Source organism: Janthinobacterium sp. TND4EL3 (assembly GCF_900156175.1).
In the GTDB taxonomy this organism is placed as follows: Bacteria; Pseudomonadota; Gammaproteobacteria; order Burkholderiales; family Burkholderiaceae_D; genus Janthinobacterium.
On sequence record NZ_FTMV01000017.1, the window covers coordinates 101,656 to 122,953 of the forward strand.

Sequence of the window (21,298 nt, forward strand, 5' to 3'; positions counted from 1 at the left end):
GCTGGCTGGAAATTAGTAACGTAGTTCCTCGGGGAAACCCATATTATTGTCTCCAAAGAAACAATCGCGTATGCTGTCACGCATGCAGTCCCGCCATCACAGTGTGAAATGCCATGCCGCCCTTGTCAGAACGCCAGCAATACCACGCCATCCTGCTCGCCGCAGTCGCCTTTGCCATATTGTGCGTCGGCGTCAGGCTAGGTTATCAATTCGTGCACGGCCTCCTGCTGCAAGGCTAGGCGCTGCAGGCGTCGAGCCGCGCCAGCGTGACGCCGACATGGGCGCCCACGCAGCGCTCGTCGCGCGTATGAAAAGCGTCTTCCACCTGCAGCAGGCCGCAGTCGCAGACGACGGGATCGACGCTGATCACCTGCCCCAGCGCCAGGTAGCGCCAGCCATCGAGGCGCAGCAAGCGCTTTTCGCGGCCGGGATTGGCGCGGAAGATGGCGTCCCAGTCATCGCTCTCGCTGGCCACGGGCCACAGTTCGGCCTGGAAACGCGTGCCGGCGGCCATCTGGGCACCACCGAACTCATCCATCACGTGCAGGCGCTGGCCATCCACCTCGATGACGGCTTCCAGATACGCGCCGTCGCTGGCGATGAAGGTGGCCGTGACGGCACGCTGCGTCACTTCTGCGCCTGCTCCAGCAGAGACGGCAATTCCTTCAGCATGGCCTCGCGCGTGCGCAAGCCGGCCGATTGAGCGCCCTTTTGCTCGTCCTGCACCAGGCGCGCAAAGACGATCGTGCGCTCGCCCTTGCTGGCCCAGCCGACAAACCAGCCATAACCGCGCGCTTCATCCCAGCTGCCATCGGCCTTGCGCGGGAAGGCGGCGCCCGTCTTGCCGTGCACTTGCCAGCCGTCCACGTCCGCCAGGCGCGTCAGGCGCCGCGTCTGCTCCATCGCCTGCTTGCTCACAGGCAATTGATCGTTGACCAGCTTGCGCAGGAAACCCAGCTGCTCCAGCGGCGAAATCTTCAGCGAAGAACTGATCCACGAGCGCTCCAGGCTATTGTCCTTGCCGGGGTCGCCCGACACATCCGCATTGCCGTAGCGCAAAGCCTTGGTGTATTTTTGAAAACGCTCGGCGCCCAGCGCCTGCGCGATCTGCTGCGAATACCAGACGACGGAGTACTGCATCCAGCGCGCCGGGTCCGTATCCTGGCGCCACGCTTCGCCACCCCAGTCCACAAAACCCTGGCGGTACGGCAGCCTGGGCTTGTGCTCGTCCTTGAGGAAGCCGGCATCGTAGCCCATCAGGCTGAGGGCAATCTTGAAGGTCGAGGCGGGGGTGACGCGGTCGATGCAATTGCCTTCCTGCAGCAGGACCGTGCCCGCTTTGGCGTCGGCCATGGCGGTGCAGATGGTGGCGGCATGGACGGGCGAGGCGGCCAGGGCCATGCCTGACATGCCGAACGCAAATTGTAATAAAGCAACGCTATACTTCATGGGCCTCCTGATACTGGGACGATGGCAGGACAAAGCGAAATTGTACCGGCGAGCGCCGCCCGATGCCAGCAATGTTTCCATATGGAAATATTATTTTTTGGGTGCCGCTGTCTCGTCGCCCGCTTCCAGTTCTCGCCGCAGCCGCTCCTCCTCCAGCTCGTCCATGCCCAGCTTTTCCTCGTCGATCAGCGCATGTTCGCGCCGCTCGCGCGCCAGCTCCTCGTCCAGGCGGTCTTCGCCAGGCTCCCGCGTGGTTTTCCCAGGCATGCTGTCCTCCTCTGTTGTGGTGGTTGAGTGAAAAGCTCAGGCAAGCTGGCCCGCCTGCGCCACGGCGTCGTGCGGATGCAGGCTTTCCATATGCCGTACAGTAACATTCGACTGCGCATAATGTGGCGCCAGCGCCGCCTGCACGCGGCGGGCCGCATCCTCCACGTACATCAGGTTAGCACCATTCAAGCGCGCGAACGCCTGTTCGTCGGCCCGTTTCACGGCCGTCTGCAGGGGCGTCGCCAGCGCCGCCTCCACCAGTTCGATCAGGGGAAACAGGTCCAGTTCGGCATCCTGCGCCAGCTGCACGGTCACCGTGGCCGTGCTGCGCTGGCTGTGCGGCGTGGCCAGGCTCGCGTGTTCCTGCAGCCAGGCGCCAGCGGCGGCGCCGTCGATGCCGCCGGCGCCGAACTGGGCCCCAAAGGCGTCGGCCAGCAGTTGCCGGGCCAGCGCCGCCGAACACGGGCAAGTCGAGGAATAGCCGACCTCCACCGTCAGGGACAGGGCAAAGCCCTGCGGAGCAACACTGGCCTGCAAGCGCACGGGATACGATTTCCAGCCCGACAGCCCCGCCGTCAGCAGCGCCGCCTGGCGCCGCAGCACGGGAAACGCCAGCGCCATGCGCGCCTGCGTGCTGGCGCAATCGGCGTGGCTGTCCACCATGCGCCGCAACACGGCGGCCAGGGCGCCCGCTTCGAGCGGCTGGGCGGCCGCAAACGCGTCGAGCAGCAGGTACAGGCGCGACATGTGGATGCCCTTGACTGCCGGATCGGGCAGATCGACTTGCACGTCGGCCCAGGCGTGGACTTGCTGCGACTGCCCGCCCTCCTCCAGCCACAAGGGCAAGGCGATGCCCTGCATGCCCACCCATTCCAATGGCAAGGGGTGGCCCAGGTGGGGACCGGCCGCCACGTCGGGCAGGGGCGAAGAATGGGAATCGCGCTTCATGGTCATGGCTCCATATGCAAACAAGTTGCATATCATGGAGAAAAACGGCCTTATTTGCAAGTGTATTGCATTAACAGGCATTCCCGACAGGTCAGCTGGCCTTGCGGAACGTCAGATTGATGCGCTGCGCCCCCAGCAGCGCGTGTTCGCCCTCCTTCAGGGGCGCCACGCCGTGAAAGCGCAGGCGGTCGGCGCCGCCCCACACCACCACGTCGCCATGCAGCAGGGGGATGCGGACGGCCTTGTCGGCCCGCTCGGCGCCGCCGAACAAAAAGGTGGCCGGCAAACCGAGCGACACGGAGACGATGGGCGCCGTGAAATCGCACTCGTCGCGGTCCTGGTGCAGGGCCATGCGCGCGCCGGGCGCATAGCGGTTGACGAGGCAGGCGTCGGGGTTAAAGTCCGCGTAGCCTGCCGCCAGCGCCGCCTCCCGCGCCAGATGCAGGAACACGGGCGGCATCGGCGGCCAGGGAAGGCCGCTGGCCGGATCGCGCCGCGCATAGCGGTAGCCGCGTCCATCCGTGACCCAGCCGAGGGCGCCGCAATTGCTCATGGCGACCGACATGCGCAAGCCGCCCGGCGTGGCCATGTGGCGCAGGGGCGCTGCCAGCACGATGGCGTCGAGCGCCGGCAGCAGCTCGGGCAGATACGGCAGCGCAAAAGCGCGCAGCAGGACCGACGCGGACGACCCCGGCACCAGCGGCGCGGGCCCGGCCGGGGCCTGGTCTTCATCGGCAAACAGGGACAGGTTCATGGCGCCTATTGTAGGCCCGGCGCGGAAAAAGCGCGCGCGGCTGGTCCCTGGTGCGCTACAGTAGCGCTTCCAGCCACTTACACTCATCGACGATGGATCATTACGCGGATTTGCTGCATACCCTGGCGCAGCAGGAAGAAACCCTGCAATTCGAGCGCTTCGACAACGACGCCGCGCTGGCCGTGGGCCTGTGGATCGTGGAAGAGGTGCGCAAGCGGGGCAAGGCCGTCACCGTCAATATCACGCGCAACGGCCAGGTCCTGTTCCATCACGCCATGACGGGCGCCACGGCGGACCAGGCGGACTGGATACGCCGCAAGAACAACACGGTGCAGCGCTTCTGCCGCAGCTCGTATTACATGGGCATCTCGCACAAGAGCCGCGGCAGCACCTTCGAAGACGTGAAATACCTCGATGACGTCGAATACGCGGGCCACGGCGGCGCCTTCCCCCTGCTGGTACGCGGCGTGGGGCTGGTCGGCACCGTCACCGTGTCCGGCCTGGCGCAGGCGGACGACCACGCGCTCGTGGTGGCCGCGCTGCAGGCGCAGCTGGAACGCTAGGTTTCCACCGCCCGGCGCAGGGCGGCGCGCGCCAGCAGGCGCGTGGAGTCCAACGTCGGCAGCGGCGAATTGGCGTCGCCGATGATCAAGGGGATTTCCGTGCAGCCGAGGATGACGGCGTCGCAGCCTTGCTCGCGCAAGCCGGCGATGACGGCCTGGAAGCGCGCCACGCTGTCCGCCTTGACCACCCCCGGCACCAGTTCTTCCATGATGATGCGGTTGATTTCGCTGCGTTCGTCCTCGCCGGGCCGCACGCAATCGATGCCGCGCGCGGCCAGCCTGTCCGGATACACGGCGCTGTCGACCAGCCAGCGCGTGCCCGTCAAGCCCACGCGCCGGTAGCCGCGCGCGGCCGCCTCGCTGGCCACCACGTCCGCGATATGCAGCCAGGGCAGCGGCGAACGGGGCGCCACCAGCCCGAACGCCTGGTGGATGGTGTTGTCGGGACAGATCAGGAAGTCGGCGCCGGCCCCGGCCAGCTTGTGCGCCGACGCCAGCATCAGCTCGGCCACGCCGGCCAGGTCGCCCCCGTTCAGGCATTCCACATAGCGCGCCAGCGACGGCGTGTGCAGCGTCACTTCCGGATGTGCATACGCTCCCAGCGCATGCGCGCCCTCTTCGCAGATCGTGCGGTAGCACAGGGCCGCGCCTTCGGCGGAACAGCCGACGATGCCGATATGCAGGGTCATGTTGATGTCTCCCAGTGTCGTGTATTGAAGTTGATCAGATGCGCTGGCCGCCGTCGATGGGAATCTCGGCGCCCGTGATGTACGAGGCGCGCTCGCTGCATAAAAATTCCACCAGATCCGCCACTTCGGCCGTCGTGCCCAGGCGGCGCAGGGGGATTTGCGTGTCGACGATGTGCGAAGTGCCCGGCGACAGGATCGCCGTGTCGATCTCGCCCGGCGCAATCGCATTGACGCGCACGTTCAGCGGCGCCATGTCGTTGGCCATTTCGCGCGTCAAGGACGCCAGCGCCGCCTTCGAACTGGCGTAGGCGGAACCGGCAAACGGGTGCACGCGGTAGCCGGCGATCGAGCACAGGTTCACCACCGAGCCGTGCGCATTCGACAATTCCTGCGCAAACCCGCGCGTGAGCGCCAGCGGCGCAAAGAAATTCGTGTTGTACATTTCCTGCCACGTCTGCATGTCGGTCGTCAGCGAATTGACGCGCGAACCGCCCGGCCCCTTCGGCGACACGCCCGCATTGTTGACCAGCGCATGCAGTTTGGCGTCGCCCAGCATGGGGCGCAGGGTGTCGACCATCTGCCCGATCTGGCTCAGGTCCGACAGATCCATGCAAAAGTGCGTGTTGTGCTCCTGGCTGCGCGGGCAGCCGCCCGGTATCGGGCTGCGCGAGACGGTGATCACGCGCCAGCCCAGGCTGCGGAAGCGCTCGGCCACGGCGTGGCCGATGCCACGGCTGGCGCCCGTGACGATGGCGGTTTTCTGTTCCATGTTCCGTTCAGTCTTGTGCTGGATGTGCGTCATGTGCTTCCTTGTCTTGTTCGGTTGCGCCGGCGTGGATGCGCTCCTGGCGCATCACATACGCGAGCATCTGCGTGCCGCCGTCGAGGATGTCCTGTTCGATGGCGCGCCGCGCGGCCGCCCCGTCGCGCTGGCGCAGCGCGCTGATGATGGCGTGGTGGTGGCCGACCCGCATGTCGGGCGAAAAGCTGGCGTAGCCGGCGGCGATCAGGGGCGCCGTCTGCATCCACAGGTGGTCGACGAAGCGCTTTAACGTCGGCATGCCGGCCGCCTGCGCCAGTCCCAGGTGGAACGCCTGGTTGCATTGCAGGGCCGCCGGCAGGTCGTGCCGCGCAATGGCCTCTTCGTTCGCCTGCAGCAGGCGTTCCAGGTCGGCCAGCGTGGCGTCGTCGATGCGCTGCGCCGCCTCGAACGCGCCCAGGCCTTCCAGTTCCAGGCGCAGCGCGCGGATTTCCAGGTAGCGCGCCACGCTCAGCACGGGCACGCGGAAGTCGCGCGGCGAGCGCAGCACCAGCGCCTCTTCCTGCACCAACTGCAGCATGGCGTCGCGCACGGGCGTGACGCTGGTACCGAGCTGCAGCGCCAGCTCGCGGATGCGCAGGCGGTCGTTCGGCTGGAAGCGCCCGGCCGCCAGCGCGTCGCGCAGCATCGCATACACGGACTTGCCCAGGTTGACGTGCTGCAGAGTGTCCAATTGCTGATGCATGCGTGTTCTTGATCTCGTGAAAATATGATGCATCATACATCAAGCAGAAAAACAGTGTTTTTCCAGACGTGCGCCGCAGACAGCAAACGCCGCGAGCACGTACAATCAGCCGCCATCGCATCGAAAGGAGCGCACTTGAACTGGGATTATCCGCACGCCCACACCCTGCCCGTCACGCCGGAACCCGGCGACATCGACGGCTTGCAGCATACGAACAACGCCGTCTACGTGCGCTGGTGCGAGCACATCGCCTGGCACCACTCGGCTACCCTGGGGCTGGACCTCGACGATTACCGGCGCCTGGACCGTGCCATGGCGATCCGCCGCGGCGAGTACGACTACCTGCTGCCGACGCGGGCAGGCGAAGCGCTGACCCTGGCCACCTGGCTGTGCGCCAGCGATGGCCGGTCCAGCATGGAGCGGCGCTTCCAGCTGGTGCGCGACAGCGACGGCGCCACCGTCGTGCGCGGACGCTGGGACTTGATCTGCATCGAATTGGGCAGCGGCCGCGCGCGCCGTTTGCCGCCCGAATTCCTGGCCGTGTACGAACCGGCCGTCGTGGCGGCGCGCCAGGCCTAGGACTCAGGGCGCAAGGCGCGCCGGTTCCAGCGCGATCAGCACCAGCAAAATGCCCAGTGGCACGGCCAGCGCGGCGAACCCCACGGCCAGGTAGGCAAAGGCGGCCAGGATGGCGCCCACGGCAAAGCCCAGCAGGGGCCAGAAGAACTTGACGCAGCGTTCGCGCGTGGCGCCGTCGGCCGCGCCGCGCAGCACGTCGACCGTGTCGATGACGATTTGCGTGACGTTGCCCGTCATCATCGACGTGGGCGCCAAATGGGCCAGCAGCAGCCGGCTGGTGGCGCTGTGCGCACCCATGGCCGCCGCGCCGAACAGGCCGGCCGTCATGGCCAGCGCGCCCGGCTCCGGCCCCAGCGGTTCGGACAGCACGCCCAGGACCATGAAGCCGAGCAGCAGCGCCAGTTCCAGCAGCAAGGCCAGGCGCAGCGCCGGGCCGCCGCGCCGTTCGGCCGCCACCGTCAGCAGCCGCGCCGCCGCCACGCCCAGGATGAACGCGGGGAACGCCAGCAGCTTGAGGGCGATCGAGGCATGCGTGGCGTTGGCCAGCGCCGCGCCGATCAGCACGAAGTTGCCCGTCACGTGGGCCGTGAACAGGCCAAACAGGGCGACAAAACCCAGGGTATCGACATAGCCGGCCAAAAAGCCCAGGCTGATGCCCTGCAAACGGCTGCGCTGCGCAAGATTCATACACACTCCTTGAAATGGGCCATCATGATACCGTGCCGCCATCGCGCACGGCGGCGGTTTTGCGCGCCGTTCGGCGAAGTTGCGGGGCTTTTCCTGCGCCTGCGCAGTGCAACATGCATTTCGCTCCTGATTTGCCCATTCATGCTTTAGAATCAGCGACCTCAGCCCCGTAAAAACAGGATAAAACATATGACGGCAGTCGGGAATACCGAACCACAAGAGCTCAAGCGCGGCCTGAAAAGCCGCCACATCCAGCTCATCGCCCTGGGCGGCGCCATCGGCACCGGCCTGTTTCTGGGCATCGCGCAAACCATCAAGATGGCCGGCCCTTCCGTGCTGCTCGGCTATGGCATCGCCGGCGTCATCGCCTTCCTGATCATGCGCCAACTGGGCGAGATGGTGGTCGACGAACCGGTGGCCGGTTCCTTCAGCTACTTTGCCGACAAATACTGCGGCCACCTGCCCGGCTTTTTGTCGGGCTGGAACTACTGGGTGCTGTACGTGCTCGTCAGCATGGCCGAACTGACGGCCGTCGGCATCTACGTGCAGTACTGGTGGCCCGGCGTGCCCACCTGGGTCTCGGCGCTGATCTTCTTTTGCGTGATTAACGCCATCAGCTTGCTCAATGTCAAGGCGTTCGGCGAAATGGAGTTCTGGTTCGCCATCATCAAGGTGGTCGCCATCATCGGCATGATCGTCTTCGGCGCCTACCTGCTCGCTTCCGGCGACGCGGGGCCGCAGGCGTCCATCGCCAACCTGTGGCAGCACGGCGGCTTCTTCCCGAACGGCTGGCAGGGCCTGGTGATGGCCATGGCCGTCATCATGTTCTCGTTCGGCGGCCTGGAACTGGTGGGCATCACGGCAGCCGAGGCGGATGACCCGAGCACGACGATTCCGCGCGCCACCAACCAGGCCATCTACCGCATCCTGATCTTTTACATCGGCGCGCTGGGCATTCTGCTGTCGCTGTACCCGTGGCAAAACGTCGTCACCGGCGGCAGCCCGTTCGTCCTGATCTTCCATGCGCTCGACAGCAACCTGGTGGCCACGGCCCTGAACGTGGTGGTGCTGACGGCCGCACTGTCCGTCTACAACAGCGGCGTGTACTGCAACACGCGCATGCTGTTTGGCCTGGCCAAGCAGGGCAATGCGCCGCGCGCGCTGCTGCAGCTGAACCGCCGCGGCGTGCCGCTCGTGGCCCTGGGCGTGTCCGCACTGGCCACGGGCGCCTGCGTGGTGGTCAATTACTTCATGCCGGGCGAAGCGTTCGAGGTGCTGATGGGCCTCGTCGTCTCGGCGCTGATCATCAACTGGGCCATGATCAGCTGGATCCATTTGCGCTTCCGCGCGCAGAAGAAGGCCGAGGGCAAGACCACGCTGTTCCAGAGCCTGGGCTACCCGCTCACCAACTACCTGTGCCTGGTCTTCCTGGCCGGCATCCTCGTGATCATGTACCTGACGCCTGGCCTGCGCATCTCCGTCTACCTGATTCCCGTGTGGCTGTGTGCGCTGGGCATCGGCTACTGGATCAAGCAAAGCAAGGCCGGAGCATAGGCTGCTTGCGCCGAAATAAGCAATAAACAAGTAAAAACAAACAAAAAGCCCGTCTTCGCAGACGGGCTTTTTGCATGCGGCGCGGCCGTGTCTACGCGGCGGCGGCCCCGCCCTCCTCGGGCAGCACGTCGGCTTGCCACAGGCTGATGGTCTGGCCCGGATACGATTGCAGCAGCACCTCGTCGCCCAGCGTCTGCAGCAACTGCTGGCGCTGCTCCGCCTTTTTCTCGGGCGTCATGCCCAGCTCGCCCGTCTTGTACGGCCCCAGCTCGGCGACGAGGTCGCGCATCAGCGTATGGCTGGTCGGCGTGGTGACGTCCGATTCCACCTTGGCCAGCACATACTTCATGATGTGCGTCGACTGGCTCGCTTCCTGCCGCAGGCTGGCCTTGACCAGTTTGCCATCCTTGTAAGCCATTTGCGCATCGCTGCTGGCCGTATCCTCGATCTGGTGATACGTGTAGTTTTGCGACTCCACCATGTCGGTCAGCCGCAGGGGCACGCCGGGCACCAGCGACTGGTGGAAACTGGCGCTCAGCTTCGATTGCTGCTGCTGGCGCAGCGAGCGGTCATCGTGGCTGGTGCCGCTCACGCTGGTCTTTTGCGACAGCTCGTAATGGAAGCCATCCCTTTCCGATGCACGCATGGGATTGCTGAACTTCACCGTTTGCGACACGGACGCACTGAAGTCGGACAAGCCCGTCAGCATGGCCCGGTCTTCGGCGACCAGCCGCCACTTGCTGTCTTCCGGCAAGCCGGTATTGGCTGGCGGCACGGGCACATTGCTGTGCAAGGCCGTCAACGTATCCTTGAACATGGCCATCAGCCCGGCGTCGCCATGGCCGCGCGAGGCTGCCTGGTCGATCTGCTTCGTATAGTTGGCCAGGGCTTTCGCCTGCCGCTCCTTGCTGCCCAGCGCGTGCAGCTGGCTGGCGTCGACTTTCACGTCCAGCGAGCCGGCCACGCCCGTGAAGCTGACCTTGCGTTGCGTGCTGTCGGCCTGGAAATCCAGGGTTTGCGTGCTTTTCTGCTCGCCACGCACCAGCACTTCCGCGTGCAGGTTCACCGACGTCAGCACTTCCTGGTCGAACTGCATCAGGCCGGCCAGTTTGACCTTCGGCGTGCCCTGCGCCATGCCGTCGATGGCCTCCTGGAACGCTACGGACAGGTCGCCCAGGGCCTTCACCTCTGCATCGCTGAGTTCGCCGCTGGTGGTCATGCGCACGGCCAGGCCGTCATCCTGGCTGTCGAGCGACAGCTTGACCTCGACGCCGCTCTTCGTGGTGATGCTGAGGCTGACCTTGTCTTCGCCATTGCCGTGCAGGCTGGCCGGCGCAATGCCGGCAGCCTCGGCATACGGACCCGGTTGCGTGCGCGGCGGCGGCTGCTGCAGCGCTTGCGAAATATTGCGCACGCCGCCCTTGAGCTGGTCCAGCATGGCTGCGCCCAGTCCTCCGAAGCGCCCGCCATATGAATAGTACGGCGCGAAATTCTTCGCCATCAGCTCGCTGACGGCGTCGTGCGACGGGCTTTCCCACACTTTCGGCGACGGCAACAGGTAGGAGATGGCGGGCTGTTCCCCGCCCTCCGCGCCAAAGGCAACAATGGTCGACGGCGTGGACGACGGCACGGCCGGCGCATCCGCCCGGCTCGCCGCAGCGCCTTGCACACGGGACGGGGTCGGATTCCAGCTCGGGATCGGGGAGACGGAAATCATGGTGATATGGCCTTGTCAAACGGGGACAGATAAATGGATAACATACAGCTCATTTTGATTTTTTAATAAGTTTTCGCCTGCCAATCCTGCTCCGGCCCCGGATCGGATGGCCTGACAAGCGATTTGCATGGCAATACTGTTTTAACGGCAAGAAATCGCAAAGCATGAGCGTCGAAGAAATGAAACATTTTCATCGCTGCCGGCTATTGCAGCAGAACAAGTTGAGTAGCTGCCAGGAATGTCCATTAAAATGCGTGTCTATGGGACACAAGATCATGAACGCGCCGCTGGCCAGCTTCACCGACTTACTGCTCGACGCCGTGTGCATGGTCGACGTGGATGGCCGCTTCGTCTTCGTCAGTGCGGCTTGCGAACGCATTTTCGGCTATACGCAGCAGGAAATGATCGGCAAGCGCATGCTGGACATGGTCGCCCCCGCCGACCGCGCCCGCACCGTGGCGGCCGCGCGGGCCATCATGGACGGCCATGCGCAGACGCACTTTGAAAACCGTTACCTGCGCAAGGATGGCAGCCTGGCCCACATCATGTGGTCGGCCCGCTGGTCCGTGGCTGACCAGTTGCGCGTGGCGGTAGCGCGCGATATTACCTTGCTGAAACAGGCGCAGGCGAAGCAGGCCGCCTTGTACGCCATTTCCGAGGCCATGCAGGCGACGCAAGACTTGCCCGCCCTGCTGCACCGCATCCAGCACATCATCGGCGAACACTTGCCAGCACGCAGCCTGACCTTGCTGCTGCACGACGAACACGGCGCGCAACCTGCCATCACCTGCCATGCCGACGACAGCGCGCCACAGCCAGCGTCGCCGCTGGCCAGCCTCCTATGCGACGAAGTGCTGCGCAGCGGCCGCCCGTTGCTGCTGCAGGCGGGGCAGCTGGCCGGTTTGCCGCCCGCGCTGCAAGCGGCGGCAGGCGCCCTGTCCGCCTGCTGGCTGGCCGTGCCGCTGTACTGCTCCAGCGGCAGCATCGGCGTGCTGGCCTTGCAAGGCGACCCGGATGCCGTCGTTGGCACGGAACAAGACCAGGATTTGCTGCAATTTATCGCCAAACAACTGGCCACCGCCATCGAACGCCGGCAATTGCAGACGCAGATGCAGTTCATGGCCATGCACGATGAGCTGACCCGTTTGCCGAACCGCCGCCTGTTCCACGACCGCCTGCACACGGCCTTCGCGCGCGCGCACCGCCAGGAAGGCCGGCTGTCGCTGCTATTCCTGGACCTCGACAACTTCAAGCTGGTCAACGACGTCCATGGCCACGCCTGCGGCGACCTGCTGCTGCAGACAGTGGCGGACCGCCTGCGGGAGTGCATGCGGGAAACAGATACCCTGGCCAGGATGGGCGGCGATGAATTCGTCGTGCTTCTGGAAAGCAACGCCACGCCGGCGGACGTCAGGCTGATCGAGCACAAGATCCACGCGGCCCTGGCAGCACCGCTACACCTCGGTAACGGTCGGCAATTGCAGATCGCCGTCAGCATCGGCGTGGCCCACTATCCGGAAGACGGCGATACCATGCAGCAACTGCTGCGTCATGCGGACCGGGCCATGTACGTGTCGAAGACGCTGGCGGCCGCCTCGCGCTAGCGGACGGTTCCTGACGGCAATTGCCCCTATGCTATACTTTCCAGCGATGCTGAAACTCTTCAAAACATGGCTGATCCTGCTGCTGATGGCAGCGGTGCCGCTGCAAGCGGCCGCTGCGACCGTTGCCCGGGCGTGCACGCCGTTCACCCCGGCGCATGCATCGGCAACGGCCTGCCAGCAGCACCATGCGGCGCCGTCAGCCGCGCCGGACGGCGCCAGCGCGCCCGGTGACGCCAAGACCTCCCCTGCCAAGCACCCTGCCTGCGCCGCCTGTTCCGCGTTTTGCCTGGGCGCGCTGATGCCGCCGTCCTGCGCCCTGCCTGCCTCCGCCGTCAATGGCGCGGCACATGCCGCCTCCTCCGTCGCCGCCTTGCTGCCGGGATTCATCCCCGACGGCTTGCGCCGGCCTCCGCGACCGCTTTCCGCTTAAGCGCCGGCAGCAATGCCGGCACGTTTGCGCGCGCGCAAACCCGGAGCGGGCCACCCGGGTGGCCACGATTATCTTACTTATTTGAAAACAACACCATGATCAAACATTTCTTGCTGCGTGGCGCCTTCGCCGCCACGCTGGGCCTGCCCACGTTCGCCGTGGCGGCCTTGCCTGTCATCGAAGTCTACAAGAGCGCTTCGTGCGGCTGCTGTTCCGAATGGATCAGGCACCTGGAAGCGAACGGCTTTACGGTGCGCGCCAAAAATGTCGAGATGCCGGCGCAATACCGCAAGCTGTCCGGCATTCCCGACGCGCTCGGCTCCTGCCACACGGGCCTCGTCAACGGCTATGCCATCGAAGGCCACGTGCCGGCCAGCGAGATCAAGCAGCTGCTGCGCGAAAAACCGAAGGCCAAGGGCCTGGCCGTGCCGGCAATGCCGATGGGCTCGCCAGGTATGGAAGGGCCGCGCAAGGACCCGTACGACGTCTTCCTCGTCAAGAACAATGGCAGCACCAGTGTCTACAAGCACTACCAATAAAACTGCAGGGCAATGAAAAACGCCGCCGGAATCGCTTCCGGCGGCGTTTTTTTGTCAGGCAGTAAAGAATTTACCGTCTGTCAAGCTTGCATCAGATGCTGGCCAGGGCCGCATTCAGCGTGGCGCTCGGACGCATGACGGCGTCCGTTTTCACCGGATCTGGCAGATAGTAGCCGCCGATATCCATTTCCTTGCCTTGCACTTCTTTCAGCTCGGCAACGATCTTCTCTTCATTGGCGGCCAGGGTTTGCGCCAGCGGCGCGAAGTGGGCGGCCAGTTCCGCGTCATCCTTCTGCGCGGCCAGGGCTTGCGCCCAGTACAGGGCCAGGTAGAAATGGCTGCCGCGGTTGTCGAGTTCACCGGTGCGTGGCGATGGCGACTTGTTGTTGTCCAGCAACTTGCCGGTGGCTTCGTCCAGGGTTTTGGCGAGGATTTTGGCCTTCGCATTGCCCGTCTTGATGCCCATGTCTTCCAGCGACACGGCCAGGGCCAGGAATTCGCCCAGTGAATCCCAGCGCAGGTGGTTTTCTTCCACCAGCTGCTTGACGTGTTTCGGTGCCGAACCGCCGGCGCCCGTTTCGTACATGCCGCCGCCGGCCATCAAAGGCACGATGGACAGCATCTTGGCGGACGTGCCCAGTTCCAGGATCGGGAACAAATCGGTCAGGTAGTCGCGCAGGATGTTGCCGGTCACGGAAATGGTGTCCAGGCCGCGGAAGGCGCGTTCCAGCGTGTAGCGCATGGCGCGCGTCTGCGACATGATCTGGATGTCCAGGCCCTTGGTGTCGTGTTCCTTCAGGTAAACCTGGACCTTCTTGATCACCTCGTTCTCGTGCGGACGGTAGGAATCGAGCCAGAACACGGCAGGCATGCCCGAATTGCGCGCGCGCGTGACGGCCAGCTTGACCCAGTCGCGGATCGGCGCGTCCTTGACCTGGCACATGCGCCAGATATCGCCCTCTTCCACCGTCTGCGTCAGCAGCACTTCGCCCGTTTCCAGGTCGGTGATGTTGGCGGTGCCGCCTTCCGGCACTTCAAACGTCTTGTCGTGCGAACCGTATTCTTCCGCCTGCTGCGCCATCAGGCCCACGTTCGGCACGGTGCCCATGGTCTTCGGATCGAAGTTGCCATGCCATTTGCAGAAGCCGATCATTTCCTGGTAGATACGCGCGAAAGTCGATTCCGGCATGACTGCCTTGACATCCTTCGGACGGCCGTCGGCGCCCCACATCTTGCCGCCGATACGGATCATGGCGGGCATCGACGCGTCGACGATGATGTCGTTCGGCGAATGGAAGTTGGTGATGCCCTTGGCCGAGTCGACCATGGCCAGTTCCGGACGGTTCGCGTGGCAGGCGTGCAGGTCCTTGAGGATTTCATCCTTTTGCGACGCTGGCAGGGTCTCGATCTTGTCGTACAGGTTGCTCATGCCGTTGTTGACATTGACGCCCAGCTTGTCGAACAGTTCGGCGTGCTTGGCGAACGCATCCTTGTAGAAAATGCGCACGCAATGGCCGAAGACGATCGGGTGCGACACTTTCATCATGGTGGCCTTGACGTGCAGCGAGAACATCACGCCCGTCTTGAAAGCGTCGTCGATTTCCTTCTCGTAGAACTCCAGCAGCGCTTTCTTGCTCATGAACATGCTGTCGATGATTTCGCCCGCTTGCAGGGACACCTTCGGTTTCAGCACGATGGTCTTGCCCGAGGCGGTGACCAGTTCCATCTTGACGTCGCGCGCCTTTTCCAGCGTCAGCGACTTTTCGCCATGGTAGAAATCGCCATGATGCATGTGCGACACGTGGGTTTGCGAAGCCTGGCTCCACTCGCCCATCGAATGCGGGTGCTTGCGCGCATATTCCTTGACGGCCTTCGGTGCGCGGCGGTCGGAGTTACCTTCACGCAAGACCGGATTGACCGAGCTGCCGATGCACTTGCCGTAGCGGGCCTTCAGGGCTTTTTCTTCTTCCGTCTTCGCCTCTTCCGGGTAGTCCGGCAGCTTGTAGCCACGGGCTTGCAATTCGCGCACGCAGGTGATCAGCTGGCCCTGGGAGGCGCTGATGTTCGGCAATTTGATGATGTTGGTGTCCGGATTCTGGGTCAGCTTGCCCAGTTCGGCCAGGGTGTTCGGGACTTTTTGCTCGTCCGTCAGGAATTCGGGAAATTCAGCCAGTACGCGCGATGCCACCGAAATATCGCTGGAAACCACGTCCACGCCGGCCGGCGCGGTGAATTTTTTAATAATCGGCAACAGGGAATACGTCGCCAGCAGCGGCGCCTCGTCAGTCAGCGTGTAGATGATTTTGGATTTTTGTGATGCCATGTTCATTCCCTTGTATGCGGTGATGCCTGGTGGTTAACTTTCTTCATTCCAAACACAGGACGGTTAGCCTTGCTTTGGACGGCTAGTGTGCCGGCGGTGACGCCGTGCTTGCCCACCACGTATTTTAGACTGTCCTGCCGCTGTTTGTGTATCCGATGCCGAGGAATCTTATATAAGACAGCAAATATCTGACGGCGGCAGGCCGGAATGGCCATTTTCCGCCTTGAAATGCCAGCCGGACGGTCGCGCCCCCATGTTTGCGGCAGCGGAAACAAATTACATAAAAGCAATATCCAAACGAAAGCGGCATCGGCGCCGCCCGTTTCAGGCTATGCCGCGCAACCGTGTGGCCGGCCTGCCGTTTCCTCGGCGCAGCGATGCGCGCCGCCATACCGCCGCCAGCGCCGCCGGCATTCCCGTCACGCAGACGACAGCACACGGAGCACGACGCAATTGCGTCCCGCATCCTTGGCGCAGTACAGGGCGGCATCGGCCAGGCGCATCAGCGCATCCGGATCGGCGGCGCCTGGCACCGGCTGGATCGCGACGCCAACGCTGATCGTCACCTGCCCAGCATCCGCCCCTGCGTGGGCGATGCCCAGGTCCGCGATGGCGCGCCGCAGCGCTTCGCCTATCTGGCGGGCCTCGTCAGCGCCCGTATTCGGCAGCACGATCGAGAATTCTTCGCCGCCGTAACGCGCCGTCAGGTCGCCCGCGCGCCGCATGCTGGCCATCAGGGCGTGCGCGACACGGATCAGGCAGGCGTCGCCGGGCTGGTGGCCGTAATGGTCGTTGTACCGCTTGAAGTAATCGACATCGAGCATGATGACGGCAAGGGGCTGGCCGACGCGCGTTGCGCGCGCGCATTCGGCGCGCAGCACGTCATCGAAATGGCGGCGGTTTGCCAGGCCCGTCAGGCCGTCGGTGATGGACAGGGTGGCCAGCTTGCGGTTGGCGTCTTCCAGCTGTTCGGTGCGCTCCGCGACGCGCCGTTCGAGGCTGTCATGCAACCTGGCACTGGAAATCGAGATCATCGCCTGTGCGCCCAGCATGCGCAGGAAGGCGACGCGCTCCTCCGTGAACGAGGCGTCGGCAAGCCGGTTCTCGAAGTACAGGATGCCGTCGATCTGGCCGCCGTGCCGGATCGGCAGGCACATGACGGCGCGCGGCCGCTGCAAGCGCACGTAGGGGTCGTCGGCAAAGCGCGACATGTCCGTGATGCTGTCCTCGATCAGCGCGGCGCCCGTGCGGATGACGTAGCGCAGCAGCGACAACGGAAACTGCGGGTCGCTGGCGGCGTCGAGGTCGAGCCGGCGCGCCTGCAGGACGGTGATGGCGTCGCCATCGATGTCTGCCTCCAGCTGGTAGGCGCCATCGGACAGCAGCAGCAGGCGCGCCACCTGGCCGCCGGCGTTTTCGCACACGATGGAGATGAGGCGTGTCAGCACGTTGCGCAGGCCGACTTCGTTCGACAGGATCTGGGCCGCCTTCAGCAGCGAGACCAGGTCCAGCGCGGAACTGCCGTGCGTGAGGGAGGCGAAATGCGGCTGCGTGGCGTGTCCCGCCCCTGCGGGCAGCAGCGCGCCATGGCGGGCCCGCAACTGCGCCACCTTGCCTTCCGCGCCCCACTGGCCATAATGGGCGACGGCATCCCGCAAAAAGACGGCAGCCACGCGCGCTTGTCCCTGCTCGGACCAGCATTCGCCGCACAGCTCGTTGCCCAGCGCCTGCACGTTGACGTAGCCGGCCAGGCCGGCGGCCTCGATCGCCTGCTGGTACAGGCGCGTGGCCAGCGGCAAGTCATCCCGGTAGCGCGCCACTTCAGCCTCGACCAGCAGATGCTTGGCGCCGCAATTGTCCGAACCCTGCCTGGCCCAGCCGGCCAGGCGGGCCTGCAACGTGCCGATCACGGACAGCACGTCGTCCGCATCGGGGCGCGCAGGCGCGCGCCGCAAGGCGCGCAGCAGGATCAGCGCGGCGTAGAAGCTGGTCTCGGCAACCTTGGCCTGGCCGCGCATGATCTGCGTGACCATGCCGAGCTGGCCGGCCAGCAGCTCGGCGTCGGCACCGTCGAACAGATAGGCGTTGCGTATCTTGCCTTGCAAGAAATAGGCGCGGTACAGCTGCGAATCGCCATATTGCGCAAGAAAGCGCGCCTCGCTGAACGTCGCATCGTCGTAACTGTCCTGCCGGGGGAGCTGGCCCATCAGGCACCGGATCGGCTGGATCGCGGCCGCCACGCAGCAATCAGCCATCGCCTGCTGGCCGTTGGCGCGCATCAGCGCCAGGTCATGCCCGACGTCGTGCAGCAGGTGCGGCAGGTAATCGCCGAGAATAATGCGGTCCGTCGCACGCACGGCCGCCACCACGCCGACCTGGACGAAATCGGCGATTTCCAGCGCCCAGCCGAACGCTTCCTCGTACAGGGCGTCGGAGCTGCGTAGCGGCCGCGTCCAGTGGTTGCTCAGTGCACCGAACATCAGGGCCGTGAGGGTGCGCGTCTGCAGATTGGCGCGGCGCCTGGCCAGCGCCATCGCCATGGCGCCAAAGTCGTAGCCGCGCGCGACGTCGCCGCTGTACAGCGCCAGCATCATCGCGTAGCCGACATAGCCGACAGCGCTGAAGTCGCTGCTTCCCTGCTGCATGGACAGTCGCGTCATCGACACCACCATCAAGGCGCTGAGATCCTGCTGGCCGGCGTAGTAGCTGGCCATCCACAGGCCCTGCATCATCTGCATCGCGGCCACGGCGCCCGGATCGCACATTTCGCCGGCCGCCAGCAGGGTCTCGGGCGCATGCCCCCCGGGCAGCCGCCCGATGGCGGCAAGAATATCGGCGAAGCGCGCCTTCATGTGCGCCACGTCGTGGGGAATGTCGATGTCCAGCTGCGCCAGGCCTTCGCGCTGTACGGCGATCGCTTCGAGCAGGCGCCCCTGCAATTGATACTGGTGCGCCTGGATGGCGATACAGCGCACCTGTTGCAGCGGGCTCAAGGCGCGGGCGCGCACCAGCGGATAGATGGCCTCGGCGGCAGCGAACTGGCCGCACAGATAGGCCGCTTCGGCCGCGCCCAGCTGCAGGTCGAGCCACAGGTCAGCGTGGACGTTCCAGGCCTGCGCCGGCAGCAGATCGAGGCCTGTGCGCATGTGTTCCAGGGTGGCCTGGAACGCCGCGGAGCGGCGCGCCTTGACGCCGGCCTGCAGATTGAGCGCGGCCAGCCGTGCGCGTTCGCCCGCATCGTGCATCAGCGCGCGGCCGGCGTTGAGCTGCTCGACGATTTCAAACAGCGCGCCATCCAGACGCTGCTGCGTCGTATGCCGCAGCAGCAGGCGGCCGATGAGCAGATGGTTGGCCCCGCGCGCGCCGTCATCGGCAACCAGATAGGCCGCCTGCTGCACCCGGTCATGCAGGAAACGGTAACTGACACCGCTCTCGCCACGCCCGGTGCCACCGTTGATGTATTTATAACGTTCGTCGAGCGGCTGGATCAGCCCGGCCTTGAGCGCCGGCCACAGGTCCTGCTGCGTGCGCCAGGGCGCGCGGTCCACGGCCAGGGAAAGCGTGTCGAGCGTGAAGCGGTTGCCGCACGATGCGGCCAGTTGCAGCAGGTGCTGCGTGACGTCGGGCAGCCGGCGGATTTTCTCCAGCAGCACCTCGACCACGTTGTCGGTATATTTGGCCTGTTCGATCGCCGGCAAATCCCACTCCCAGCAATCGCCGTCGGCCCGGTAGCGCAGATGGCCCGTATCATTGAGCGCAGCGAGGAACTGGTTGAGAAAAAATGGATTGCCGGCCGTCTTCCGGTAGCAGATGCGGGTCAGCGGCGCGCAGTCGGCGACCGCCACGCGCACGGTGGCAGACACCATTTGCGCAACCTGCGGCTCGGTCAGCGCGCCCAGCGACAGCGTTGACAGGCGCGCGCCGCGCGCGAGCAGCTTGTCGCGCAGCCCCATGAGCGGATGCGCGGCGCCAACTTCGTTGTCGCGGTATGCGCCGATGAACAGCATGCAGCATGTGTCGCAGGAGGCCATGAGCCGTTCGATCATCCGCAGCGTGGCCATATCGGCCCATTGCAGGTCGTCGAGGAACAGCACCAGCGGATGCCCGGCAGAAGCGAATACTTCGACGAAACGGGGAAAAAGGCGGTCCAGGCGCAGCTGCGCCTGTGCCGGCGCCGACTCGGGCACGGCTTCGGTGGCGCCGACGATCAGCGCCAGCTGCGGTATCAGTTCGACAATCACGCCCAGGCCGCTGCCCAGGGCGGCGTGCAGTTTTCCGGACCACTGGCGCAGCGTTTCCTCGGGCTGGCCCAGCAGCTGGCGCACCAGCCCCTGAAAGGCCTGGACCAGCGAGGCATACGGGACGTCGCGCTGGAGCTGGTCAAACTTGCCAGACAAGAAGCAGCCGCGCCGGGCAATGATCGGCTTTTGCACTTCGTTCACCACCGCCGACTTGCCGATGCCGGAATGGCCGGCCACCAGCAGCATCTCGCAGCTGCCCGCGGCACTGCGTTCAAACGCGGCCAGCAGCATGGCGATGGCGTCCTCGCGCCCGTGCAGCGTTTGCGGAATCAGGAAGCGGCCGTTGTGACCGGACAGCGTCAGTGACGGTGCCGGCTTTGCCGAGCGACATGCCTCGAGGTCGATGCGCAAGCCCTGCAAGCTCTGATAGCGCTGATCGGCATTCTTTTCCAGCAGCCGCTGGAGGATAGGCAGCAGCTGGCCAGGCAAGCCGGCGAGCGCCGGATGCGACCAGTCCGGAATGCGCGCAATGTGACAATGCACGAGTTCCATCTCGTCGCGTGCCTCGAACGGCGCCTGGCCGACCAGCAATTCGTACAAGGTGGCGCCAAGCGCGTAGAAGTCGGCGCGGTAGTCGACCCGCCGGTTCATGCGGCCCGTCTGTTCCGGCGCCATGTAGCGCAGCGTGCCTTCCAGTACATGCAGATTGACGATGCCATGGCTTTCATATGGCAGTTCGCAGGCAATGCCGAAATCGATCAGCTGCAGCAGGCGCCGCTCGCCGTTCCAGGCCAGGTTCGATGGATTGATGTCCTTGTGGATCACGCCTTGCCGGTGCACCTCCTCCAGCGCCGCGCACAATTGCAGCGCGATGTCGAAAAAGTCCTCCAGCGCCAGCGCGGGCTGCGATGGCGACGAGCGCGCCGCCACGCGTGCCTGCACAACCTTGTCGAGCGCATGACCGCCAGTATCTTCCAGGAGCATCGTCCAGCGCCCGGCGTGCAACTGCAGCGCAAGCGGGTGCGCCACGCCAGGATGGCGGCAGCGGCGCGCAATCGCATACTCACGCTTGAATTGTGCCAATTGTTGAAAGGAAGGGAACTGCTGGTTCGGCATCTTGACGATCAGCGCGGTGCCATCGGCGGCCCTGGCACGGTAGACACGCGAACGGCCACCGCTGTGCAGCTGTTTGATGATCTCGTGGTCGAAAAGTGAGCTCATGGGCTAGTCTTGCGGGACACAGACGGTTGCGGAAGCCTCGGGGCGCAGATTTCGTGGCATTAACTGATTGTAAGTATTATATCAGTTGAGATTCGTGCAGTGTATGCTCAGCGGCAATATGTCTACTTGCACACATTGCCACAGAGCTAGAGAGATTGCCTGCTGTGATGCAATTTTACAACGCACATGCCATCGTGGCGCCTGGATGCAAGCCAGGCGGCGCCATGC

Annotated in this window: 19 protein-coding genes; 7 read left to right on the forward strand and 12 right to left on the reverse strand. The window is 64.8% G+C overall.

The window, feature by feature from the left end:
• Positions 1-113 precede the first annotated feature (113 nt).
• A complete protein-coding gene (locus BXA07_RS31695; RefSeq protein WP_280175074.1) occupies positions 114-239 on the forward strand; it encodes a hypothetical protein in 126 nt (41 codons plus the stop codon).
• Here BXA07_RS31695 and BXA07_RS23420 read toward each other — a convergent pair.
• From BXA07_RS23420 to alkB, 5 genes are all read right to left on the reverse strand, one after another.
• Positions 236-631 (reverse strand): hypothetical protein, encoded by a 396-nt coding sequence (locus tag BXA07_RS23420; protein ID WP_083708486.1) that lies wholly within the window; start codon positions 629-631, stop codon positions 236-238. The two genes, BXA07_RS31695 and BXA07_RS23420, sit on opposite strands and share 4 nt — an antisense overlap.
• Positions 628-1,449 (reverse strand): class D beta-lactamase, encoded by an 822-nt coding sequence (gene blaOXA, locus BXA07_RS23425; RefSeq protein WP_076571357.1) that lies wholly within the window; start codon positions 1,447-1,449, stop codon positions 628-630. Before blaOXA ends, BXA07_RS23420 begins: the two co-directional genes overlap by 4 nt.
• 90 nt (positions 1,450-1,539) lie before the next feature.
• A complete protein-coding gene (locus BXA07_RS30900; protein WP_170909725.1) occupies positions 1,540-1,716 on the reverse strand; it encodes a hypothetical protein in 177 nt (58 codons plus the stop codon).
• 36 nt (positions 1,717-1,752) lie between these two features.
• The gene (gene folE2 / locus BXA07_RS23430) at positions 1,753-2,670 is read right to left on the reverse strand and encodes a GTP cyclohydrolase FolE2 (RefSeq protein ID WP_139335715.1); all 918 of its coding nucleotides are present in this window, start codon (positions 2,668-2,670) and stop codon (positions 1,753-1,755) included.
• A gap of 85 nt (positions 2,671-2,755) precedes the next feature.
• On the reverse strand, positions 2,756-3,418 hold the full coding sequence (alkB, locus tag BXA07_RS23435; RefSeq protein ID WP_076571359.1) for a DNA oxidative demethylase AlkB: 663 nt from the start codon (positions 3,416-3,418) through the stop codon (positions 2,756-2,758).
• Positions 3,419-3,510: 92 nt separating this feature from the next.
• On the opposite strand from alkB, the gene BXA07_RS23440 reads away from it, so the two are divergent.
• Complete coding sequence (locus BXA07_RS23440) at positions 3,511-3,981, forward strand: heme-degrading domain-containing protein (RefSeq protein ID WP_076571361.1); 471 nt, start codon at positions 3,511-3,513, stop codon at positions 3,979-3,981.
• On the opposite strand, the gene BXA07_RS23445 is transcribed toward BXA07_RS23440, so the two are convergent.
• Genes BXA07_RS23445 through BXA07_RS23455 form a run of 3 tightly spaced genes read right to left on the reverse strand, consistent with a single transcriptional unit; the run spans position 3,978 to position 6,175 of the window.
• Positions 3,978-4,670 carry an aspartate/glutamate racemase family protein gene (locus BXA07_RS23445; protein ID WP_076571363.1) on the reverse strand — a complete coding sequence of 231 codons (693 nt, stop codon included), beginning with the start codon at positions 4,668-4,670 and terminating at the stop codon, positions 3,978-3,980. The two genes, BXA07_RS23440 and BXA07_RS23445, sit on opposite strands and share 4 nt — an antisense overlap.
• A 34-nt stretch (positions 4,671-4,704) precedes the next feature.
• Positions 4,705-5,439 (reverse strand): SDR family NAD(P)-dependent oxidoreductase, encoded by a 735-nt coding sequence (locus BXA07_RS23450; RefSeq protein WP_139335716.1) that lies wholly within the window; start codon positions 5,437-5,439, stop codon positions 4,705-4,707.
• A gap of 7 nt (positions 5,440-5,446) precedes the next feature.
• A complete protein-coding gene (locus BXA07_RS23455) occupies positions 5,447-6,175 on the reverse strand; it encodes a GntR family transcriptional regulator (RefSeq protein ID WP_076571367.1) in 729 nt (242 codons plus the stop codon).
• A 135-nt stretch (positions 6,176-6,310) separates the two neighbouring features.
• On the opposite strand from BXA07_RS23455, the gene BXA07_RS23460 reads away from it, so the two are divergent.
• Positions 6,311-6,754, forward strand: a complete 444-nt coding sequence (locus tag BXA07_RS23460; RefSeq protein WP_212592356.1) for an acyl-CoA thioesterase — start codon at positions 6,311-6,313, stop codon at positions 6,752-6,754.
• Between the two features lie 3 nt (positions 6,755-6,757).
• Here the strand turns inward: BXA07_RS23460 and BXA07_RS23465 are convergent, their stop codons facing one another.
• Positions 6,758-7,441 carry a YoaK family protein gene (locus BXA07_RS23465; protein ID WP_076571369.1) on the reverse strand — a complete coding sequence of 228 codons (684 nt, stop codon included), beginning with the start codon at positions 7,439-7,441 and terminating at the stop codon, positions 6,758-6,760.
• A gap of 189 nt (positions 7,442-7,630) precedes the next feature.
• Here BXA07_RS23465 and BXA07_RS23470 point away from each other — a divergent pair, with 189 nt between their 5' ends.
• Positions 7,631-8,995, forward strand: a complete 1,365-nt coding sequence (locus BXA07_RS23470) for an amino acid permease (RefSeq protein WP_076571371.1) — start codon at positions 7,631-7,633, stop codon at positions 8,993-8,995.
• Between the two features lie 91 nt (positions 8,996-9,086).
• Here BXA07_RS23470 and BXA07_RS23475 read toward each other — a convergent pair whose 3' ends face one another.
• Positions 9,087-10,712: a hypothetical protein gene (locus BXA07_RS23475; protein ID WP_139335717.1), complete on the reverse strand. Its 1,626-nt coding sequence runs from the start codon at positions 10,710-10,712 to the stop codon at positions 9,087-9,089.
• 260 nt (positions 10,713-10,972) lie between these two features.
• On the opposite strand from BXA07_RS23475, the gene BXA07_RS23480 reads away from it, so the two are divergent.
• The 3 genes from BXA07_RS23480 to BXA07_RS23490 all read left to right on the forward strand — a co-directional run bounded on the left by BXA07_RS23480 (position 10,973) and on the right by BXA07_RS23490 (position 13,285).
• Positions 10,973-12,316, forward strand: a complete 1,344-nt coding sequence (locus BXA07_RS23480) for a sensor domain-containing protein (RefSeq protein WP_076571375.1) — start codon at positions 10,973-10,975, stop codon at positions 12,314-12,316.
• Between the two features lie 46 nt (positions 12,317-12,362).
• Positions 12,363-12,746: a hypothetical protein gene (locus tag BXA07_RS23485; protein ID WP_076571377.1), complete on the forward strand. Its 384-nt coding sequence runs from the start codon at positions 12,363-12,365 to the stop codon at positions 12,744-12,746.
• Positions 12,747-12,841: 95 nt separating this feature from the next.
• Positions 12,842-13,285 (forward strand): DUF411 domain-containing protein, encoded by a 444-nt coding sequence (locus BXA07_RS23490; RefSeq protein ID WP_076571379.1) that lies wholly within the window; start codon positions 12,842-12,844, stop codon positions 13,283-13,285.
• Positions 13,286-13,376: 91 nt separating this feature from the next.
• Here BXA07_RS23490 and BXA07_RS23495 read toward each other — a convergent pair whose 3' ends face one another.
• Both BXA07_RS23495 and BXA07_RS23500 read right to left on the reverse strand, forming a co-directional pair.
• Entirely contained in the window at positions 13,377-15,608 is a 2,232-nt protein-coding gene (locus tag BXA07_RS23495) for an NADP-dependent isocitrate dehydrogenase (RefSeq protein ID WP_076571452.1), read from the reverse strand.
• 419 nt (positions 15,609-16,027) lie between these two features.
• Positions 16,028-21,070 carry a diguanylate cyclase domain-containing protein gene (locus tag BXA07_RS23500; protein ID WP_076571381.1) on the reverse strand — a complete coding sequence of 1,681 codons (5,043 nt, stop codon included), beginning with the start codon at positions 21,068-21,070 and terminating at the stop codon, positions 16,028-16,030.
• Between the last annotated feature and the right edge of the window lie 228 nt (positions 21,071-21,298).

Coding starts and splice junctions, on each gene's coding strand:
- blaOXA (WP_076571357.1), bottom strand. CDS start 1,449: ATGAAGTATAGCGTTGCTTTATTACAATTTGCGTTCGGCATGTCAGGC.
- BXA07_RS23470 (WP_076571371.1), top strand. CDS start 7,631: ATGACGGCAGTCGGGAATACCGAACCACAAGAGCTCAAGCGCGGCCTG.
- BXA07_RS30900 (WP_170909725.1), bottom strand. CDS start 1,716: ATGCCTGGGAAAACCACGCGGGAGCCTGGCGAAGACCGCCTGGACGAG.
- BXA07_RS23450 (WP_139335716.1), bottom strand. CDS start 5,439: ATGGAACAGAAAACCGCCATCGTCACGGGCGCCAGCCGTGGCATCGGC.
- BXA07_RS23465 (WP_076571369.1), bottom strand. CDS start 7,441: ATGAATCTTGCGCAGCGCAGCCGTTTGCAGGGCATCAGCCTGGGCTTT.
- folE2 (WP_139335715.1), bottom strand. CDS start 2,670: ATGACCATGAAGCGCGATTCCCATTCTTCGCCCCTGCCCGACGTGGCG.
- BXA07_RS31695 (WP_280175074.1), top strand. CDS start 114: ATGCCGCCCTTGTCAGAACGCCAGCAATACCACGCCATCCTGCTCGCC.
- BXA07_RS23445 (WP_076571363.1), bottom strand. CDS start 4,670: ATGACCCTGCATATCGGCATCGTCGGCTGTTCCGCCGAAGGCGCGGCC.
- BXA07_RS23475 (WP_139335717.1), bottom strand. CDS start 10,712: ATGATTTCCGTCTCCCCGATCCCGAGCTGGAATCCGACCCCGTCCCGT.
- BXA07_RS23490 (WP_076571379.1), top strand. CDS start 12,842: ATGATCAAACATTTCTTGCTGCGTGGCGCCTTCGCCGCCACGCTGGGC.
- alkB (WP_076571359.1), bottom strand. CDS start 3,418: ATGAACCTGTCCCTGTTTGCCGATGAAGACCAGGCCCCGGCCGGGCCC.
- BXA07_RS23480 (WP_076571375.1), top strand. CDS start 10,973: ATGGGACACAAGATCATGAACGCGCCGCTGGCCAGCTTCACCGACTTA.
- BXA07_RS23495 (WP_076571452.1), bottom strand. CDS start 15,608: ATGGCATCACAAAAATCCAAAATCATCTACACGCTGACTGACGAGGCG.
- BXA07_RS23440 (WP_076571361.1), top strand. CDS start 3,511: ATGGATCATTACGCGGATTTGCTGCATACCCTGGCGCAGCAGGAAGAA.
- BXA07_RS23500 (WP_076571381.1), bottom strand. CDS start 21,070: ATGAGCTCACTTTTCGACCACGAGATCATCAAACAGCTGCACAGCGGT.
- BXA07_RS23485 (WP_076571377.1), top strand. CDS start 12,363: ATGCTGAAACTCTTCAAAACATGGCTGATCCTGCTGCTGATGGCAGCG.
- BXA07_RS23455 (WP_076571367.1), bottom strand. CDS start 6,175: ATGCATCAGCAATTGGACACTCTGCAGCACGTCAACCTGGGCAAGTCC.